This window comes from Legionella sheltonii (assembly GCF_026191355.1).
Lineage (GTDB): Bacteria > Pseudomonadota > Gammaproteobacteria > Legionellales > Legionellaceae > Legionella > Legionella sheltonii.
The window spans coordinates 376,500-394,435 of the sequence record NZ_JAPHOQ010000001.1; the positions used below are offsets into that span (position 1 = coordinate 376,500).

The window sequence follows — 17,936 nt, forward strand, 5'->3', positions numbered from 1 at the left end:
CTGGACAAACACTGAGATAATATCGGAAGCAGCACTACATAGGTAGCGCATAAAAATGCGCATGAGATTATATCGTAATGAGGAGAACCCTGGCATGCATGGTGAGGAAGAAGATGAGATACAAGAACCAGTAAAAAAATTAGTTCGAACCAGTGAAAAATTGCTTGCCAAACTTTCAAAATACCTCGACGAACTGGATTCTGATTCTGAAAAAGAGCATGAACTACATAAAGAATATGAAATAGCGGCTGAAACCATTCTGGAAATCCATTGTGAGCAAATAGTAACAGACGCGAGCCAAGTTCTAATTAGATTATTAGAAAACTATATAAACAAAATAAATACACATCTTCTCTCTTCCTCTTTTTTTGAGCAGCCCAATCGTAAAACAGATCTCATTCTCGCCAAACACTGCTTAAAGTTATTAAATCCTGATCTTGCTACGGGGCGTATGGGTGATGCCGCGATTTATCATTTACTGAAATATCTAAACTTACATCCTGAGAAGTTGGATATGAAACAGGGCGCTGCACAAATACTATGTGCCTTTTTTTCTTTGTACAGGCACTATACTGATGGTCTCTCTGAAGAGCTGAGCAAGCAATTACAAGTTCACAATCTCTGGGATGCTATTACTTATGGGGATTGGGTGGCCCCTTTACTGGTTGACATGAGTTATAGCACTGGTGATGCCAGAAAAAGTAGTTTTGAAAAATTATCCGCCGTTCAAAGCTGGATGCCTGAGAATACGTCCTCATTTCAGCAATTATTTACCCTAAACGCCCAGGCCGGACTAAAAAGAAAATGGATGAATAGTGAAGACAGAAGGAGCCTGATATCTGGGCTGGGGCAATTGACAGCCTGGATTTCTCCCGCATCGAAAGAAGAAATTGTGGAGAACCTGGCCTTTCTTTTGGCACATGATAATTATGAACTGGCATACCCAATCTCACAAACCATAAATAAATTTATGGAGGGTAGGATTTTCTATAAACCCATTGATTTTTGTATTAGTGCTTTACTCAATCACAGAGACTTCCTGCAAAAGCTCGGATCAAGAACAGGTGCATTTAATATACTTAATGATATTAATAGGTATAGTGAGCTCGCTTCCCCCGATTGCCAATCGATGTTGATGGCATCTCTTAGCCAAGAATTTTTACAGGTATCTGATGTTGCACTAAGTGGCCTTCTTTGCAAGTCGTTCAACCAATTACACGTACCCCTACCCCCAGACATACAAGACGATGTGCTTGCAAAAATAGTCCGCTTGTTACGTTATCATAAAGATCGCTCGCCCCCGCGTAGTCATTTTAATGATTTTTGCGATACGTTCATCAAATTCGGCGACAATATGACTCGCACCTCACGGGAAAACCTATGCTATGACTTATTTAAGAGTTTTATCCGTTATCATGGTTGGGAAACTATTTCAAAACCGGTTAACGAACATTTTTCTAAACTCATTGAAATGATGTCTCCAGAGAAACAAAAACAACTTATTGAACATGCACGTTCTCAAATGATTGTTGAATCCGTACCCGATCTATTTGATACACGCAAGACTTTTTTAGAGTGGAATAGTCAGGCAATGATTAATTCGATAACCATTATCGCGGCCTTAATGGGTACTGTTACTGAGAAAATGGAAATGCATACCCGATTTTTTGATGATCTCATGGTTCTTGTGATGGATAAGGAGCAAGATTATGAGACTATCTCAACAGCAACAAAAACACTGAATCACTTGCATTGGCATTTATCTGATGAATACAAAATCAAAGCGATTCAAGATTTGTTTGATTTAATTAATCAAAAGGCAAAATATTATCACCGAAGCAAGAAGCCTTTTGCTTTAAAACTGATAGCGCATCTCTCCGCGGGCTTAGACGAGGCCACCTGTGAGGCTGTAAATGATGGATTGCTTGCTCTTATTCATAAAAAAGGAGCTCCCGGCCTGAAATGCGATGCTATTGCAGCACTTATAAAACTACAAGCGATGCTCAACCCCCAAAAACGTACCGCTGTTGCTGAATCCCTAATTACTTACTTAAAAAATCCCCAAAAAAAGAAAATAGTCAAAGTAAGCATTATCAACTTCATTAAGGAAGAGCAAAAAAGAAATCCGCTGCCTGTCTATGAAACGGTGGTTCCCATTCTTATTGACGTTATTCAATTAAAAACCAAACATCGTAATTTTCAAATTGCTGCCTGTCGGGCCTTGTGTCAATTTAGCACGACACAAAAATCCGAATTAAAGCGAAGTATTACCTCTGCTTTAATTGATACAATAAAGAACACTACCGATACGGATCTTTGGCAAGCGCTCTACCAATCCATCGTTGCGCTACAGGATTGGCTAGCGCCCGAACAAAAAACTAAATTTATGTTTGATTTAATTGAAACCATACCAAACACTAAAAAAAATGACCAGGCTCAGCTTATTAAAGCACTTTTTACCTTAAGAGACTGGTTGCCTGCTGAACAGCAATTGCCAGTACTCGAAGCGACATTAAATAATCTTCTAATTAATCTCGACTGTGTTGATAAAAACTATCGATTATTAGAAGAGTTAATGCCTATTCTCAACGAGTCTGAACGCACCAAGGTTATCCATCATTTGATAGAACATTTGGATCATGATAGTCCCTATATGGCTCGCTACCTGATTATGAAGTATGCTTCTAGCCTCAATGACAATGATAAAATATCCCTTTTAGCACGACTGCGGAAACTTGGGGCACAGGGGGAAAGTTGGGAGACGAATAGGGCCAAGTCACTCTTCGTAATGATTTATAATATTTACCATCAAGGTATAATAGAAAAGCTCTTGGATAACGTTGCTCAGCAGCACAATTTGCCGATGGAAATTACGCAGCATATCATGGGCTATGCACTCTAGCAGCAGCGTCCATATGTGTTTATCCAAGGCCCAAAGCGCATATTCAAAGCAGCTAATTTCAAAAAAGGTTCGGCAAGAGCAATCGGTCACGTGCCGCGGCTTATCCGCGGCACGTTGCACCCTAGCTATTTTTGTCAACGAATTACCTAGCATATACAGGGATGGTGTTTCCCTGCGAATGTATTAATCGAGATTAATAGTATAAGAGTAGCTACCCATGCCATCATATACTGTATCAATATAACGAATTCCGTTACAGGAAGCACTAACAGTTGGGTGATTCATTAATGGACCATCTTTAATATCAAGCACACACCAATTTTCTGAGTCATAAGCAACGGTAACATGGGCATAGCCACTGCGGCATTGGTATGAATCTAAAATTTCAAAGCTACGGGGGCCAATGATGTGGAGAAACACATCAGCATCGTTAAATCCGTTTACTACATAGATGCCTGGGTGAGAAGTATCGCTTAAACGAAAGTAATCTTTATAACCGCACCAAGATTTATCTGCATGAGCATTCATCATCATCAAGCTGGTTGTCGCTAATATCATCCATTTTTTCATTTCAGAACACCTTTTATTGTTATTATTATTAAAACCGATGGGATTATAGGGAAGTATTGATCATAAAACAATCACTCTGCTGCAATGCCTGCAGACGAGCGGGCATAGGTTGGTTCAGCAAGCCAAATCAATGCAAGTAAAATCATAAAAATCCAAGCGGAGAGTCTGAAAATATCGTTCGTAGCGAGCATAAATGCTTGATTAATTATTTGGGTGTAAATGATACCAAAACTTTTTAGACCCGAGATTCCTAATGAGTGCAATTGATCTATTGCTTGTTGGACCAAAGGATTGTATGCGGTAATTTGTTCTACAAGATGGCTTTGATGGAGGGCTTCTCTGTGACTCCATAAAGTAACACTGATTGACGTTCCGAAGCTCCCTCCCAAAATTCGAAAAAAGTTGCCAACGCCTAAAGCACTGGCTAACCGTTCAGGGGGTAAATCGGCCAAAATTAAGGCAATTAATGGGGTAAAGAAAAATGCAAGAGCAATTCCCTGTATAAATCGAGGAGTAATCAGTTGGATAAAACCCACTTCAGTATAAAAGGTAGATTGCCACAAGCAGGTAAGAACGAACACAATAAACCCTAAGCTGATAATAATGCGTAAATCAAATTTTCCCATATAGTTACCAACAATGGGGGTTAAAAAAAAGGGCAAAACGCCTACGGGTGCAACCGCAAGCCCCGCCCACGTGGGGGTATATCCCATTTGGGTCTGCAACCATAATGGAAAAATAACTACAGTAGCGAAATAGACCATAAACCCCAAAGTCAAACCAATCGTGCCAATGGTAAAATTACGATGGGCAAATAAATACAAATCAATAATGGGGTGTTCCTGGGTCAAAAGCCAAATAATCAAAAAACTCAAAGTAATCGTTGAGATAATCGCCAAAGTTAGAATAAATTCTGATTTGAACCAATCGAGATCATTGCCTTTATCTAATAAAACCTGTAAACAACCAATGCCTATCGATAATAGAAGCAAGCCAATATAATCAATAGGTAATTTAGTGATGGCGGTTTCTCTTCCGCTAAGAGTAATCATGGTGAAGATTACAGAAAAAATTCCAACTGGAACGTTAATATAAAAAATCCAGGGCCAAGTATAATTGTCAGTAATAACACCACCCATGATAGGGCCAAATATTGGACCTACAACAGCAGTCATTGCCCATATTCCGGTTGCCAATCCTCTCTTTTCGGGAGGGTAATTGGCAAGGAGAATACTTTGTGATAAGGGAATCATAGGACCTGAAACAGCACCCTGAATAACACGGAAAAAAACCAGCATTTCCAGATTTATGGATAGGCCACAGAGCACTGAAGCGATGGTAAATAAGGTCGTAGAAAAAAGAAATAAACGCACCTCACCAAAACGCTTAGCAAGCCATCCGGTCAGAGGAAGCATAATGGCTTGACTTACTGCAAAAGAGGTAATAACCCAAGTTCCATTATCAGGACTAACACCTAAATCCCCTGCAATAGTGGGGATTGCCACATTAGCAATAGAGACATCAAGGACATTCATAAAAATGGCCAGTGATAAAGAAATGGTCATTAGAGCCAATCTACTGCCAGTCAGTGGGGGACGCTCAGTCATTATGCTTTTTTCCTTGGCAAGGACATATCTGGTGAGTTTGCATGTAGAATTTCATTAATAATCGACTCTACTTCCGCGAGCTGTTTTTTATAAACATTGGTTTGAAATTTAACTTTAGGCTCTGTTATTTGAGCCAAGCGAGTTCCTTTTAAATTATGAATATCAATGGTTACCCGCATGGATAGGCCGAGTTGTAATGGCGTTTTTTTCAATTCTTCCGGGTCCAAACTAATGCGCACAGGAAGTCTTTGTACGATTTTAATCCAGTTTCCTGTAGCATTTTGTGGAGGAAGTAAGGCAAAGGCTGAACCTGTTCCTGCATTTAAGCCCACCACATGTCCATGATAAGTCATTCCGGGATAAGCATCAGCGTAGAGCGTAACGGGTTGGCCTACACGGATATCATTTAATTCAGTTTCTTTGTAATTTGCATCGACCCAAGTATCATCTAAGGGAACAATCGCTAACATGGCGGAGTTCATAGACACCTGTTGTCCGGGATGGACATTACGTTTCGCTACATAACCCGTAGCAGGCGCAACAATAGTTGCTCTGCGAAAATTCAAGTAAGCCGTTTTCAAATTTGTTTTCGCCGTTTCAACTAATGGGTGAGTATAAAGATGAGAATTTTCAACTAACGCAAGTGCTGCATCAAGTTGATGTATAGAAAGATCATAATTCGCCTGAGCTGCCTCTAAGGCTGTTTTATAATGTTGCATCTCTTCACGAGATACTGCTCGATTTCCAACCAACCCCTCCCGGCGTTTCAAATCCAGTTGTGCTTTAATCAGATTTGCTTTACCTGCAATCACATTTTGTTGCGCTTGTGCGGCATTTTCAAAATATTGACGGACTTGCCGTACAGTTTGTGCTAAATCTGCTTTGGCTCGTTGGAGCGCGACCACATAATCAGTGGGATCCAGTTGAATTATGGTCTGGCCTTCAGTCACCAGTTGCGTGTCATCCGTTTTAATTTTAACGACGGTGCCGGGGACTTGAGGCATAAGTTGAACCATATTCCCGTTCACATAGGCATTATCGGTGGATAGTTTAAATCGTCCCGAAATAAGCCAATAGAGAAACCATATTAGCGCTATAAGTAAAAAAATACTGCCAAGAATCAACATCGCAGTCTTGCGTTTGTGTAAAGTTTCAGCTGTTGGACCACCCTGTTCTTTAGATTGGGCTTCAGATTCTTTTTTTTCTGCCATAATTTATAGCTCTCCACCTAAGGCTGCTAATAAGCCTACAAAAGCTTGCTTTTGACGCGTTTGCAAATTATATAAAATAGCTTTTTCTTGGATTAATAACTGTTTTAATTCAATAAGTTGGGTGTAATCAATAATTCCTTGAGTATAACGAGCTCGGAGTAATTTGTAATTCGATTCAGTATAATTTAATGCCTGGCTTTGCGCAGTAATTTGAGCATCCAGTGTTTTCAGGGCGGCTAATTGGTCACTTACTTGCTGTAATGAATTTAAAATGGTTTGATTGTATTGGTTCACTGCGAGCTCATATTGCGCATAATTTGCTCCTAGATTTGCTTTGCGGGCACCCGCATCAAAAATAGGTAACTCAAAGGCAGCACTCACATTATCATTTTGCAGCCATATATTGAATGCTTTAGTAAAATAGATACTTTGCAGGCTTAACAGACCTTTCAAGTTAATATTCGGGAAGAATGCTGTTTTAGCTACATTGACTTGATGTGCGGCAGCTTCAGTTAAGGCCCGAGCTGAGGCGATATCCGGTCTTTGGGCAAGTATGTTTGCAGGAATTACTGCAGGCAACAGGAGTTGTTTCTTATTGTAAACAAAAGCTGCTGTCTCAATTTGTGTATTCAAAGGGTTTTTTCCCATTAATACGGCTAATTGATGGCGTGACTGCAATTCAGCGCGTTTGTAATCTTCTATTGATAGTGTGGCTGCTTGAGCATTGGCTAATGCGGTTTTTACTGGAATATTGGATTCAATACCTTGCTGTTCGCGACCTACGATGATATCCGCAAGCTGTTTTAACAAGCGTGCATTTTCTTTGGCTAACCGTTGTTGGATTATATAATTTTGAATGTCGAAATAAGTTGTAGCAACGGCAGTACTCAAAATGAGCCGTGTTTCAGCAAGATCCATCTGTGCAGCAAAGGCTTCACTTACTTTACTCGCTAAGTTTTCTCTATTTTTACCCCAAAAATCCAGCTCATAATTAAATTTTAAGCCAATGTCTGCAATGTTCGCTTGATCGACTTTGATAAAATTGATTGGTGGAGGAACTTTGCCATGTATTGGAAAGTATGCCTTTTCCAGATAACCACTTGAGTCTATAAATGGCCAAAGTGATGAATAGGCAATTTTTGCAAGTTGTTGAGCTTGTAGAACTCGCGCTTCAGCGCTGCGCATATCAGGTGAATCAGCGAGGGCCACAGAAACGAGTTGTTTTAATTGTGGATCGATAAGCGGTTTAAGATAATGGGTTGATTTTATTTTTTTAGGAAGTCTGTAACTATGTTTTATTGCTAAGTCAGCTGCATGAAGTGGTTCTGTATTCGTATGGAGCTCACCAAAGAGGGAACAGCCCGTTAATGCGAGTGTGGTTAATGCACAAATTACAAAAAACGAGCGCAAAATTTATATCCCTTTTGGTTTAATGGAATTGAGTACTGTATCAATATTTTTTGAGAAAATACATTGATGAATTTATTTAAAAATTTTGGTATTTATTGTTAATTTTATAAAAATATGGTCTAGAATAATTTACATAAAGAATAATTTTAAAATAAAAAAGGGGAATAACATGCTGAAAAAAATAATCATAGTTAGCATTTGTCTCTCCACACTTGGAATGTTAAGTTCCTGTGGAACTGTTCATGGTTTCGGACAAGACGTATCGCATGTGGGTAAAGACATTCAAAGAGCCTCACGGTAATCATTTTTCTCACTCCCTATAGCTAATACTATAGGGAGTTTGTTTTGTGCCTGTGGGCTGACTCTTCGTCGACCAGGATTTCTGTGATCACTTCCTAAGTAGAGGGTATTACTCTAATCGTAATCGATTGCTCGCCACGAGTTAAAAATGGCTTATGTCCTCCCAGATTATTTCGTAAAATTCTTTTGCTTCTCCGCCTATAAATTGAAGCGCACTTATCCTACTGGAGTGGTATTTTGGTCATGATTGTCATTAAAAATTACATTGTGATGCAAAAAGAAGTATCTGAAACTTCATGTTTGTGCGTTCTATTTTCGGTGTTAAATAATCCCCAGCGCACAGAAGTAGATTTCAACACGAATGGATTGGTTATCCCATCCCAAGGAGTATATTGCTCCATGCTTTGAAAAAAACATAATTTAGGTGAAGATAAAAGAATTTTTTGATCGTATTTTTTACAAATTTTTAACAGCTCTCCTATTTTATTTTGAATTTCTTTAAAAACTTGCTCATCGTCAATTTCTTTGTATCCATAAGCTAAAGTAATATGAAATACTCCAGGAACTTTGTTTTCCAGACCTAATTCTTTCGCGATCTGTTGAATCACCTTTTTTTGTTCCTCAGGCATGGATAAAATGAGCTGTAACCCAGAAAAATAGTCTATAGATTCAACCGAAATTGTGGGGGTAAAATTCAATTCAGACAGTTTTTTATTGATTTTTTGAAAAAAGGGCAATTTTTTTGATATAAATGAAACCCAATCTTCCAGTGTTTCTTCTTTTGTATATAAATTACAGGTTGTCATATGATAACTTTGACGCGGCAAAGGAGAAAAATAGTCGCAAAGCACGGGGGTGTTTTTAAGAAAATGATGAATCTCGTGCCATAGATGATGGTTTGTTTGGCCTACATCAGCCATAACAGTAACCCCGGGAAATTCCAGATAATTTCCTTGATCATCGATTTTATTCAGGATAGGCATAAATAATAGGTATCATCATGTGGGTCGGTTAATATTTTAACTATCTTGCTAATGGAAAACAACTTAACTTTTTCCAACGTGCATTTGTTTTTCAGTAACGACTTGATCCTCCATTAAATCATAAAATCTCTGAAGCGATTTTAACTCCGGTTTGTGACCTGATTTATAATTTTTGAGTTCTTGTAGTGTCGCTTCAATAGTTGCTTTTGCTTGTTGCGCATTACCTTTGCTGAGTTCTATTATTGCAGTGTTGATATTTTTATTGAGTACTACCTGTCTTTGTGCACCTTGTCTAAAGAATGAAAAATACTCTGATTGAACTCGAGCATCATTTATAGCGATTATCCGTTGTAGTTTTTCCACTAATCTAAAACAATCGACTGCATGATGTACGTCTTTTTTGGCAACTGCTAAAAGATTCTCTTTTAAATCAGAGCTCAGTTTGGAACTGTTGATTAATTCAGGTATTGATTCTTTATCAAAAGCTTTTTTCAAATCTTTTAAATCGTCCAGGACAGCAGTTTTTTTAAGCATTAATTCGTTGTACGCTATTGCTTTAGCCAATGCTTTATCAAAGGCATCCTGATTCGTGTTTAAAAATAACTCTTCTAAATCTAAAGTATCAAAACCATCAATATGAGCGAATTCTTGTTGCGTCTTAGTGATACCGATTGGGGCAACAAACTCATGTAAGCTATGTCCTCCGGCATTAAACAATAAGGCAGAAACATAGAGTTTTAAAAAAGATCCCAATTTTTCTTTAGATGCTAAAAGAGTCTCGTCAGTCGTTTTTTGGATGTGCTTTATTACTTCAGGTGATATTTTGCCTTCCATTATCAGTTCAGCAGCTTGAGCTAGAACCTCATCGGTGACTTTACCGGAATCCATGATACTGATAACCAGATCTATTTGATTTTTTTTCGTGGCTTCATCGAGCGGTTTGCTTTGCTCTGCACCATCAGATGGTTTTGCTAGGACATCCATATAGTCTGCTAATTTTTTAAGCTCTTTTATTTTCGCTAAAGCACGCAATTGGCAGAGCATGGTTCCTGATATAGCATTTGAGAATGGATGAACTAAGCGCGAAAAATTATCTTGTACCCATTGAGCGTTGGTATCATAGGTTGATTGATCGGAAGGTTTCAAAAAGTCTTGGGTTTTGGCCATACGTGCAGGATCATCTATAGGCACTGGATCGCGATTTTGTAGAATACCAAGCGCACTGGTCGTTGTGGTATTTTGTAGTACCCCTCGCGCAGTCTTTATAGCAGTAGACTGATTTTCTTTGGCTATTTTTCCTCTTTCTAGGTAGATATCTTCACCATAAATGTCCAAAGGCAATAAATGGGGACCCTGTGAGGCAATAATCATTGCGACGAAAGCAGATGAGACTATTTCAATGATTTTTTGTCTTTGCTCATTAGAAAATTGACCGAATATTTCTTTGTTTCGTAGTTTTGTTAAATAATCCGCATATTCATGCTCTGTATCATCAGATGGCGTATATTCTCCTTGCAAAACTTCTTCATATAATCCTGCGTAAGAACTATATGCGGTTCCTTTAATAGCGTCTAAATGTTGGCTCATTTCATTCAATGTAAATTGTCCCAGCTGGCTACTTAACGTTTCATAAGCCAAATGTGTCTCAAAATATCGACGGGAGCTGTCATTATTTATGTCCTCAGGGGACTTGGAGATTTGGAAGCCTGCCAATGCAGAGTCTTTGAGATACTGGTCAATTGCAGTTCGAGTGTCTTCGTTTTTTGCACCGGCTAAATACAAATGCTTTAATTCGTTATATTTATCTTTATCATCCTGATATTTTGCGAGGAGAATTAATAATGCTTGTCCTACAGATATCTTCATAAAAAAGCCATTTATAAAAAAAACACCCTTGACTTTAATTAAAGCACATTTTGCAATTATTTTTCATTTTTTAGCGGATTATATTGATTGAAAAACTCATAATTCTGATTGGGAGATTTCAGGTAATGCTTGGATTCTTCGGTTTTTTGCCCCCATTTCTCTCTTGATAAATGGCTGCCAGTGCCATAAAGGAATATCAAAATTATGAGCATGAAATAACTCATTTAAATGAGAAATCAAGGCTTCTTTTTCTGGTAAATCAGGAGTGATTTGGATGGTGAATTGATTTAAAGCCTGTTGCTGGATGGTGTAGTCATCAAATTGAAAAGGGAACGATGCCATTTTTTGACGAATCAAATCAGCAAAAATGGGAAATAATTGGTTATTTTTGGTTGCATAACAAATATCACCTACACGGCCTTCAATTCCTGCCAGTCGTGTAAAAATACCTTTTGAAGGTTCCTCAATCAACACATCATCTAAACGATAGCGAATTATGGGTTGGGTTGTGCGCAACAGATCCGTAATAATAGGAACAAAGCGGCGTTCATCCAGCCATTCTTTTTCAATAATTAAATATTCCTCATTCATTAATAAGTGATTATTTTCTTTATCACTAATAGCCAAAAAGCCTTCGGTGCATTGATAAACTTGTGCTACCTGACAGTTGAAGGCCGTGCTTATAATCGCCTCATCACGTGGTTCTAATACTTCCGCAACCGCGAATATTTTTTGGGGCTTAATGGATAAGCGATATTTTTCCTTTGCTAAGGCCAGCAATACAGAGGTCGGTGCCGATAAAATGGTAGGTTGGATTTCATTTAATCGATCTCGATGGGTTTCGAAATGATCAAATAAATCAAAAAAATGAAATTGGATTTTTTTGCTTTTACTCAGGGTTGTATAAAGTTTGCTATTTGCCCTGAGGAAAAAAGCAATGCACTCATTTTTCTTAAATCCTTCGGGTAACGCTTTAGCCAGTAAAATTCCAGCCCAGGCATCGCGTTCTTTCGCATTGGCTAAAAATAAACCGCGATTTCCTGATGTTCCAGAAGAAAGACCCACTGCGATGCCATTGATTAAGGCAGAGAAATCGCGGGTTTTTTCTGCTTTTAATGCCAATTCCAAGGCGTGGTCCCTTTTGATGTTTGCCGTATTGATTTCATCAAAATGGTGCATCATTATTTTTTTATTGATAATTGGCCACTCATTCAGGGGCTTGTCCAGGTAAGGTTGATAAAAAGAAGACTTGGATAAAGTTGACTTGACTAACTTTTTAAATCTTTTTTCCTGGTAGGCCGACAATTGGTCTCGTGATTTAAACCGTTTCCGAAGATAATGGGTTTTAAAATAATAATAAAGAAGCCTCAGTATCATCGTTGATTCTCCAAAAGGCGAGCACGGATGTGTTGACAATGGGAAGGAATAATATCGATTTCTTTATTGTTTTTAAAAAGCTGCTGTAATTTTCTAATGGTTTGCTGGTACGCTTCTTTATTATCATGAATCAAATAAGTCAGATCACTTGGAAAAACGCCTTCCTTAAAAGATTCTTGATGCCAACAACTGTCTGCCACTAAGAACGTTTCTTGCGGCGCCTTAAAATACAGGCCGATTTGACCCTTAGCATGTCCTGGCAAAAGAATAGCAATAAGTTGTCCATCATGAAACAGATCAAATCCAGTGGTAAAGGGTAATAGGTTCGTTTCGAGTCGTACTTCATGTTCTAATACGACCACTCGTTCGTAAAAATCTTTTGGGAGTAGTCCAGGTAAAAATCCCTGCAACAATGCTTTGATTCCTGTTTTATGGCGTATGTCTTTTACCGCCTCGGCATGACAAAATAAGCGTGCGTTTGGGAAGTCTTTTAAACCACCAATATGATCTGCATGGAAATGCGAAATCACAATACCCTTGATCTCATCGGCGTGAATATTTTTTTCCGCTAATTGTTCTTTAAGCGATTTTTTTAATTCCACGGGTGTTAAGCGTCTGTAGATGGAATAAGGAAATTTTTGAGTTAATGTGTAAAATCGATTGCTGTAGCCTGTATCAAAGAGAATATATCCTTCCCTTGGGTGCTTGATTAAGGCACAAATTGCTGGATATTCGCGTTGTTTCCAACGCCCTTTTTTTAGGGTCATTCGCTCACAATGTCTGCAATAACCGGCTTCGAATAATTGATAGTCTATCATGCTCTTTGATACCACGTTGCAAAACGTTCTATGCCTTGATTAATACTGATTTTGGGTTGATAGCCCAAATCCATTTGTGCCGCTTCAATATTTAACGTTTGCCCCATACAAAAAACTGCTGCACTGTAGCGAGTCAGACGAGGTTCTTTTCCAGTTAATGACAGGCGATATAGCTTTTCCATCGAGGCTGCATATATTTTTGCAAGCGAGTAAGGAATAAATTTAGGTTTAAAAGGTTTTTCTAATGCGCTAAAAAGTTCAGATAGGATAGTGATTAGAGCGCGTGGCTCAGCATTAGTTATATTGTATTTCTTGCCACAAAATTGTCGATCTGCTTGTGCTGCAAGCAACAAACTGTCGACAACATTTTCGACATATGTAATGTCGATTAGATTTTGTCCAGTACCAATAATGGGCAAAATGCCATTTTTTTCATTTTGAAGTATGCGAGGTAAAATGGCGCGATCATAGGGGCCAAAAATGGCACGTGGACGTAAGGTGATCACATTCAAATCGCGTTCTCTATGGGCCTTATCAATGAGGGATTCAGCGAGTAGCTTGGTTTTTACATAATAATTGGCCGGTTTCAGGGGCAATGAAGAGTCTTCTTTTATATTATGTTGTTCCGTGAAATTAAAATAAATGCTTGGTGATGAAACATGAACTAATCGGGCATTTGGGGGCGTGGCTGCAATGACATGCTGGGTGCCAAGAACATTGGCTTTATAAAAATCATTATATCGTCCCCAGGGGCTAGAAAGAGCGGCACAGTGAAAAATGGTTTGGGCATCTTGTGCAATTTTTTTTAACTTTTCTTTATCGAGTAAGTCTACAGCAATGAATTGAGCACCGAATTCGGTAACCAATTTGCCAAGTTGTTCGTTGCGCCCTAAAGCGATGACTTTATAACCGTCTGCTACTAATCGCTGAGTCAAGCTTAGTCCCAGACAACCTGTGGCACCAGTAACAACGCATACCATATTTAATACTCCATAATTATGCCACCAGCGGCTAAACCAGCACCGGTACCCATTAAGAGTACTAATTGTCCACGGTGTAATTGTTTGCTGTCAATTAAAGTGCATAATGCGGTAGGAATAGATGCTGCAATCTGATTTCCATGATTAGAATAAATTGAAACAAATTTTTCAGTTGGGATATTCACTCTTTTTTGTATGTGGTGCATCGCCAGCAAGCTTGCTTGATGAGGGATAAACCAATCAATATCACGCATGGTTAATTTGGCTTTGCATAAAAGATTTTCCACCAGGCTATCGACTAATTTAGCGGCTAATTTAAATACTTTTTTACCATCCATATAGAAAAGACCTTGCTCCAAGTTCTTCAGTGGATTTTTTGCAGGCAAACGTGTACCACCTGCTTCAATTTGGCAAAAAGTGGCACCAATACTATGCGTTTCATGATGTGATGATAAAATTCGATGTGTTCCATCGCTTTTTTCAAGTACACATGCTGCAGCCCCATCACCAAAAATGGTGCATGTTTCCATGTCTTGCCAGTTTAGTCCCGCTGAAGCAATGTCACTCGACACAATAAGTACTCGTTTATATCGGCCTCCCTCAACGAGATATGAGGCAATATCCAAGGCAGTAATGAAGCTGAGACACGTACTGTTTATATCAAAACAAGCAATTCCAGTTTGCTCTAGCCCTAATTGTTTCTGAATTAAAGCAGAGGTACAAGGAATTGCTTGCTCACTCACCCCACAAGCACTGATGATGGCATCAAGCTCTGTGAGTTGAATATTGGCTTGCTGTACTGCAATCAATGCAGCCTGTGCTCCCATATAAGAAGTTGTTTCATCAGGGGAAGCAAAGTGGCGTGAAATCAAGCCAGATTTTTTTTGTACACTTCCGGCGGGTAAATTTAGTTGACTATCCAGTTCTGACGATAGAACTTTTTTTCGGGGTAGATAACGTCCCATTCCTGTAATTTTTACAGTTGGCATACTCAATTCCTTTATTGCTTCCATCGAGATACTCGAAATTTTCGAGAAATGGAAGATAATAGAGGCGCATTATACTGTGTGGTTATTTGTTAATCAAATATGGGGTGTTGGAATGGAGATAACAATTACACTGTCAACCCTTTCCATTCCATGATAAATTAACCATTATTCGTTGAATGATTCGCAAAGGATTGTGGTTAGTGTTTAACCTGAGACAACATGTAAGTGTATTTATTTTGGTTTTGCTGAGCACCGTTCTGCAAACCTCGTGCAAGGTTGGCCCTAATTTTCAGTCACCCACGCCACCCAAAGTCAAAAGACTTACGGAAACACCTCTACCCAAAAAAACTGTAGCTACTCGCGGTGCAGGTGGTCAAGCACAAGCTTTTATCACTAATGAGGACATTCCTTTATTGTGGTGGGAATTGTATCGTTCTCCAGAGATTAATCAGCTCATTCGTAAAGGGTTAGCACATAGCCCTAATTTAGCTGCAGCATCTGCTGCTTTGCGTCAAGCTCAGGAAAACTTAAAGGAACAAATTGGTAATTCAATGTTTCCTTCAGTCGATGTCACGAACCTCATGGAAACCCAACGTTACTCCGGTGCCCAAATTGGTATCCCGAATGAAACCGCCATATTTACCATCTATTATACCTCATTCAATTTATCTTATACTTTAGATGTTTTTGGTGGTGCGCGGCGTCAAATTGAAGCATTAGGTGCCCAGGTTGATTATCAGCAATTTCAAGTAATTGCTGCGTACTTGACCCTGACTGCTAATATCGTTACTACTTCAGTAGCCATTGCATCATATCAAGCGCAAATTGATGCAACTCTTGACCTTATTAAGGCGGAGCAAGGGATTCTTGATATTTTAAATAATCAGTATCGTTTGGGGGGCGTGTCTCAAGCAAATATATTGACGCAACAAACCTTGCTCGAACAATCAAAAGCAACATTACCCCCATTACAAAAAAGTTTATCACAAGCCAAACATACCTTAGCGGCACTCGTGGGCACATTTCCAGATGAACCCTTACCAGTTATTCGTTTAGACCGATTAAAATTACCTACTGAGTTACCGGTAAGCTTACCTTCGAATCTTGTTCGTCAACGCCCCGATGTGCGTGCATCGGAAGCATCGCTTCATCAGGCTTGCGCTAATATCGGTGTAGCAACAGCCAATTTATTCCCTCAATTTACTCTAAATGCCAATGAGGGATGGCTTGGTACTACCTTTTCAGGCCTTTATAGTGCAAAAAATAATGTGTGGTCTGTAGCGCCCCAGGTGATGCAACCTTTATTTCATGGAGGGGCATTACTGGCACAGCGACGGGCGGCGATCGCAGCCTATCAGCAAGCTTGGGCTCAGTACCGACAAACTGTACTGCAAGCTTTTCAAAATGTAGCCGATGTTTTAAGAGGTTTGGAAGTAGATGCGCGCACATTACAAGCGCAGATTAAGGCTGAAGATGCAGCACGTGCTTCCCTAAATCTCACCCTCAAACAATATCGGTTAGGTGGGGTAAGTTATATTAATTTATTAAACGCGCAACAGCAGTACCAACAGGCTCGAATTAATCGTATTCAGGCACAAGCTGTGCGTTACAGTGATACGGCCGCATTATTCCAGGCGTTAGGCGGGGGCTGGTGGCATAAACCTTGGTGTGTCAAAGAGTGTCTATGATGAAAGAGATATTTTTAAAAAAACAAATAATTATTATGCTGGTTGCAGTGGGCATTTTGTTTGGCTTGATTTTTGGTTGGAAGGCAATTGGTAACTATATGATGAACCAATATTTTCTGCAGATGAAATCACCTGCAGTTACCGTGTCTACCATGAAAGTCGAAGCTTCCTTGTGGCAACCTACTCTGAAATCGGTGGGGAGTTTGCGTGCACGGCTAGGTGTGAATGTTACAACAGAGCTGGCGGGTATGGTGCAAACAATCTTGTTTACCCCAGGAGCTCTAGTCAAAAAGGGGACTGTTTTAGCGCAATTAAATGCCGATGCAGAACAGGGACAATTACGGTCATTACAAGCACAGGTTGAATTAGCAAAAATTACTTATAAGCGTGATAAGGCACAATATGCGGTTCGGGCAGTGAGTAGGCAAACGGTAGATACTGATGAATGGAATCTCAGGAATTTGGAGGCTCAAGTTGCCCAACAAGCAGCAACTGTTCAAAAAAAGACAATTCGCGCACCTTTTGCAGGTCAATTAGGTATCAACAACATTAACCCAGGACAATATCTTAACGTAGGGGACACGGTAACCACATTACAGGCATTAGATCCTCTTTATGCTGATTTTTATTTGCCACAACAAGAGTTAGCTCAGTTAAAATTGGGACAAACTGTGAAAGTTGTTACTGATACTTTTCCCGAGAAAGTATTTTTGGGAAAAATTACCACTATAGAACCTATTGTCGATAGCGCAACTCGTAATGTGCAGGTAGAGGCGACTATCTCTAATCCTGATTATTTGTTGAAACCAGGTATGTTTACTCGTGTTGAAGTAGAAACTGGGGCAAAACAAAGCCATCTGACCTTACCCCAGTCAGCGATTAGTTTTAATCCCTATGGTGATATTGTTTTTTTGGTGAAACAAAGCGATCAAAAAGATAAGAATAATAAACCAATCCTTGTGGTCAAACAGGTTTTTGTTACTGTTGGAGAGACGCGGGGGGATCAAATTGCTGTGTTAAAAGGATTGCATGAGGGTGATATTGTAGTAACCAGCGGCCAATTAAAACTTAAAAATGGTAGTCATGTTCTTATTAATAATACAATACAACCTAGTGATGAGGCATCGCCAAAAGTCACTGAGCGTTAATAATGCAATCCCAGTTTAGCTAACTTAATCTGGGAAGCTGAGGACATGAAATAAACTTATAAGTCGCGGTTAGGGCTTGTGTCTTAA

14 protein-coding genes and 1 pseudogene are annotated in these 17,936 nt (G+C 39.2%); 4 read left to right on the plus strand and 11 right to left on the minus strand.

All coding sequences use genetic code 11. From position 1 onward, the window contains the following. The first annotated feature begins 55 nt into the window (after positions 1-55). Positions 56-2,902, plus strand: coding sequence for a hypothetical protein (locus OQJ26_RS01745; RefSeq protein WP_265702157.1), 2,847 nt, complete (start codon positions 56-58; stop codon positions 2,900-2,902). Here OQJ26_RS01745 and OQJ26_RS01750 read toward each other — a convergent pair. The 5 genes and pseudogenes from OQJ26_RS01750 to OQJ26_RS01770 form a co-directional block, all read right to left on the minus strand. Further along, positions 2,891-2,992, minus strand: a pseudogene (locus tag OQJ26_RS01750) (F-box protein); the annotation flags it as partial. The gene OQJ26_RS01745 and the pseudogene OQJ26_RS01750 overlap by 12 nt on opposite strands. Positions 2,993-3,085: 93 nt before the next feature. Continuing rightward, a complete protein-coding gene (locus OQJ26_RS01755) occupies positions 3,086-3,472 on the minus strand; it encodes a hypothetical protein (RefSeq protein ID WP_265702158.1) in 387 nt (128 codons plus the stop codon). 71 nt (positions 3,473-3,543) lie between these two features. Further along, positions 3,544-5,079 (minus strand): DHA2 family efflux MFS transporter permease subunit, encoded by a 1,536-nt coding sequence (locus tag OQJ26_RS01760; protein WP_265702159.1) that lies wholly within the window; start codon positions 5,077-5,079, stop codon positions 3,544-3,546. After that, on the minus strand, positions 5,079-6,290 hold the full coding sequence (locus OQJ26_RS01765; RefSeq protein WP_265702160.1) for an HlyD family secretion protein: 1,212 nt from the start codon (positions 6,288-6,290) through the stop codon (positions 5,079-5,081). Before OQJ26_RS01765 ends, OQJ26_RS01760 begins: the two co-directional genes overlap by 1 nt. 3 nt (positions 6,291-6,293) lie before the next feature. Beyond that, positions 6,294-7,700: an efflux transporter outer membrane subunit gene (locus OQJ26_RS01770; protein ID WP_265702161.1), complete on the minus strand. Its 1,407-nt coding sequence runs from the start codon at positions 7,698-7,700 to the stop codon at positions 6,294-6,296. Positions 7,701-7,869: 169 nt separating this feature from the next. On the opposite strand from OQJ26_RS01770, the gene OQJ26_RS01775 reads away from it, so the two are divergent. After that, positions 7,870-8,001, plus strand: coding sequence for an entericidin A/B family lipoprotein (locus tag OQJ26_RS01775; protein WP_081776882.1), 132 nt, complete (start codon positions 7,870-7,872; stop codon positions 7,999-8,001). Positions 8,002-8,260: 259 nt separating this feature from the next. Here OQJ26_RS01775 and OQJ26_RS01780 read toward each other — a convergent pair whose 3' ends face one another. From OQJ26_RS01780 to OQJ26_RS01805, 6 genes are all read right to left on the minus strand, one after another. Further along, on the minus strand, positions 8,261-8,983 hold the full coding sequence (locus OQJ26_RS01780; protein WP_265702162.1) for a DUF1868 domain-containing protein: 723 nt from the start codon (positions 8,981-8,983) through the stop codon (positions 8,261-8,263). 63 nt (positions 8,984-9,046) lie between these two features. Further along, a complete protein-coding gene (locus OQJ26_RS01785) occupies positions 9,047-10,849 on the minus strand; it encodes a hypothetical protein (protein ID WP_265702163.1) in 1,803 nt (600 codons plus the stop codon). 96 nt (positions 10,850-10,945) lie between these two features. Beyond that, the gene (locus tag OQJ26_RS01790; protein WP_265702164.1) at positions 10,946-12,226 is read right to left on the minus strand and encodes a F390 synthetase-related protein; all 1,281 of its coding nucleotides are present in this window, start codon (positions 12,224-12,226) and stop codon (positions 10,946-10,948) included. Next, positions 12,223-13,044: an MBL fold metallo-hydrolase gene (locus tag OQJ26_RS01795; RefSeq protein WP_265702165.1), complete on the minus strand. Its 822-nt coding sequence runs from the start codon at positions 13,042-13,044 to the stop codon at positions 12,223-12,225. The genes OQJ26_RS01790 and OQJ26_RS01795 overlap by 4 nt, the downstream gene beginning before the upstream one ends. Then, positions 13,041-14,024, minus strand: coding sequence for an NAD-dependent epimerase/dehydratase family protein (locus OQJ26_RS01800; protein WP_265702166.1), 984 nt, complete (start codon positions 14,022-14,024; stop codon positions 13,041-13,043). The genes OQJ26_RS01795 and OQJ26_RS01800 overlap by 4 nt, the downstream gene beginning before the upstream one ends. 2 nt (positions 14,025-14,026) lie before the next feature. Continuing rightward, on the minus strand, positions 14,027-15,013 hold the full coding sequence (locus tag OQJ26_RS01805; RefSeq protein ID WP_265702167.1) for a beta-ketoacyl-ACP synthase III: 987 nt from the start codon (positions 15,011-15,013) through the stop codon (positions 14,027-14,029). Between the two features lie 200 nt (positions 15,014-15,213). Between OQJ26_RS01805 and OQJ26_RS01810 the strand changes: the two genes are divergently transcribed. Continuing rightward, positions 15,214-16,701, plus strand: a complete 1,488-nt coding sequence (locus tag OQJ26_RS01810) for an efflux transporter outer membrane subunit (RefSeq protein ID WP_265702168.1) — start codon at positions 15,214-15,216, stop codon at positions 16,699-16,701. Continuing rightward, the gene (locus OQJ26_RS01815) at positions 16,701-17,849 is read left to right on the plus strand and encodes an efflux RND transporter periplasmic adaptor subunit (protein WP_265702224.1); all 1,149 of its coding nucleotides are present in this window, start codon (positions 16,701-16,703) and stop codon (positions 17,847-17,849) included. Before OQJ26_RS01810 ends, OQJ26_RS01815 begins: the two co-directional genes overlap by 1 nt. Positions 17,850-17,936 lie beyond the last annotated feature (87 nt).

Excerpts from the sequence above, each read along its gene's own strand:
- OQJ26_RS01745 (WP_265702157.1), top strand. The coding sequence starts at position 56 with ATGCGCATGAGATTATATCGTAATGAGGAGAACCCTGGCATGCATGGT.
- OQJ26_RS01755 (WP_265702158.1), bottom strand. The coding sequence starts at position 3,472 with ATGAAAAAATGGATGATATTAGCGACAACCAGCTTGATGATGATGAAT.
- OQJ26_RS01760 (WP_265702159.1), bottom strand. The coding sequence starts at position 5,079 with ATGACTGAGCGTCCCCCACTGACTGGCAGTAGATTGGCTCTAATGACC.
- OQJ26_RS01765 (WP_265702160.1), bottom strand. The coding sequence starts at position 6,290 with ATGGCAGAAAAAAAAGAATCTGAAGCCCAATCTAAAGAACAGGGTGGT.
- OQJ26_RS01775 (WP_081776882.1), top strand. The coding sequence starts at position 7,870 with ATGCTGAAAAAAATAATCATAGTTAGCATTTGTCTCTCCACACTTGGA.
- OQJ26_RS01780 (WP_265702162.1), bottom strand. The coding sequence starts at position 8,983 with ATGCCTATCCTGAATAAAATCGATGATCAAGGAAATTATCTGGAATTT.
- OQJ26_RS01785 (WP_265702163.1), bottom strand. The coding sequence starts at position 10,849 with ATGAAGATATCTGTAGGACAAGCATTATTAATTCTCCTCGCAAAATAT.
- OQJ26_RS01790 (WP_265702164.1), bottom strand. The coding sequence starts at position 12,226 with ATGATACTGAGGCTTCTTTATTATTATTTTAAAACCCATTATCTTCGG.
- OQJ26_RS01795 (WP_265702165.1), bottom strand. The coding sequence starts at position 13,044 with ATGATAGACTATCAATTATTCGAAGCCGGTTATTGCAGACATTGTGAG.
- OQJ26_RS01800 (WP_265702166.1), bottom strand. The coding sequence starts at position 14,024 with ATGGTATGCGTTGTTACTGGTGCCACAGGTTGTCTGGGACTAAGCTTG.
- OQJ26_RS01805 (WP_265702167.1), bottom strand. The coding sequence starts at position 15,013 with ATGCCAACTGTAAAAATTACAGGAATGGGACGTTATCTACCCCGAAAA.
- OQJ26_RS01815 (WP_265702224.1), top strand. The coding sequence starts at position 16,701 with ATGAAAGAGATATTTTTAAAAAAACAAATAATTATTATGCTGGTTGCA.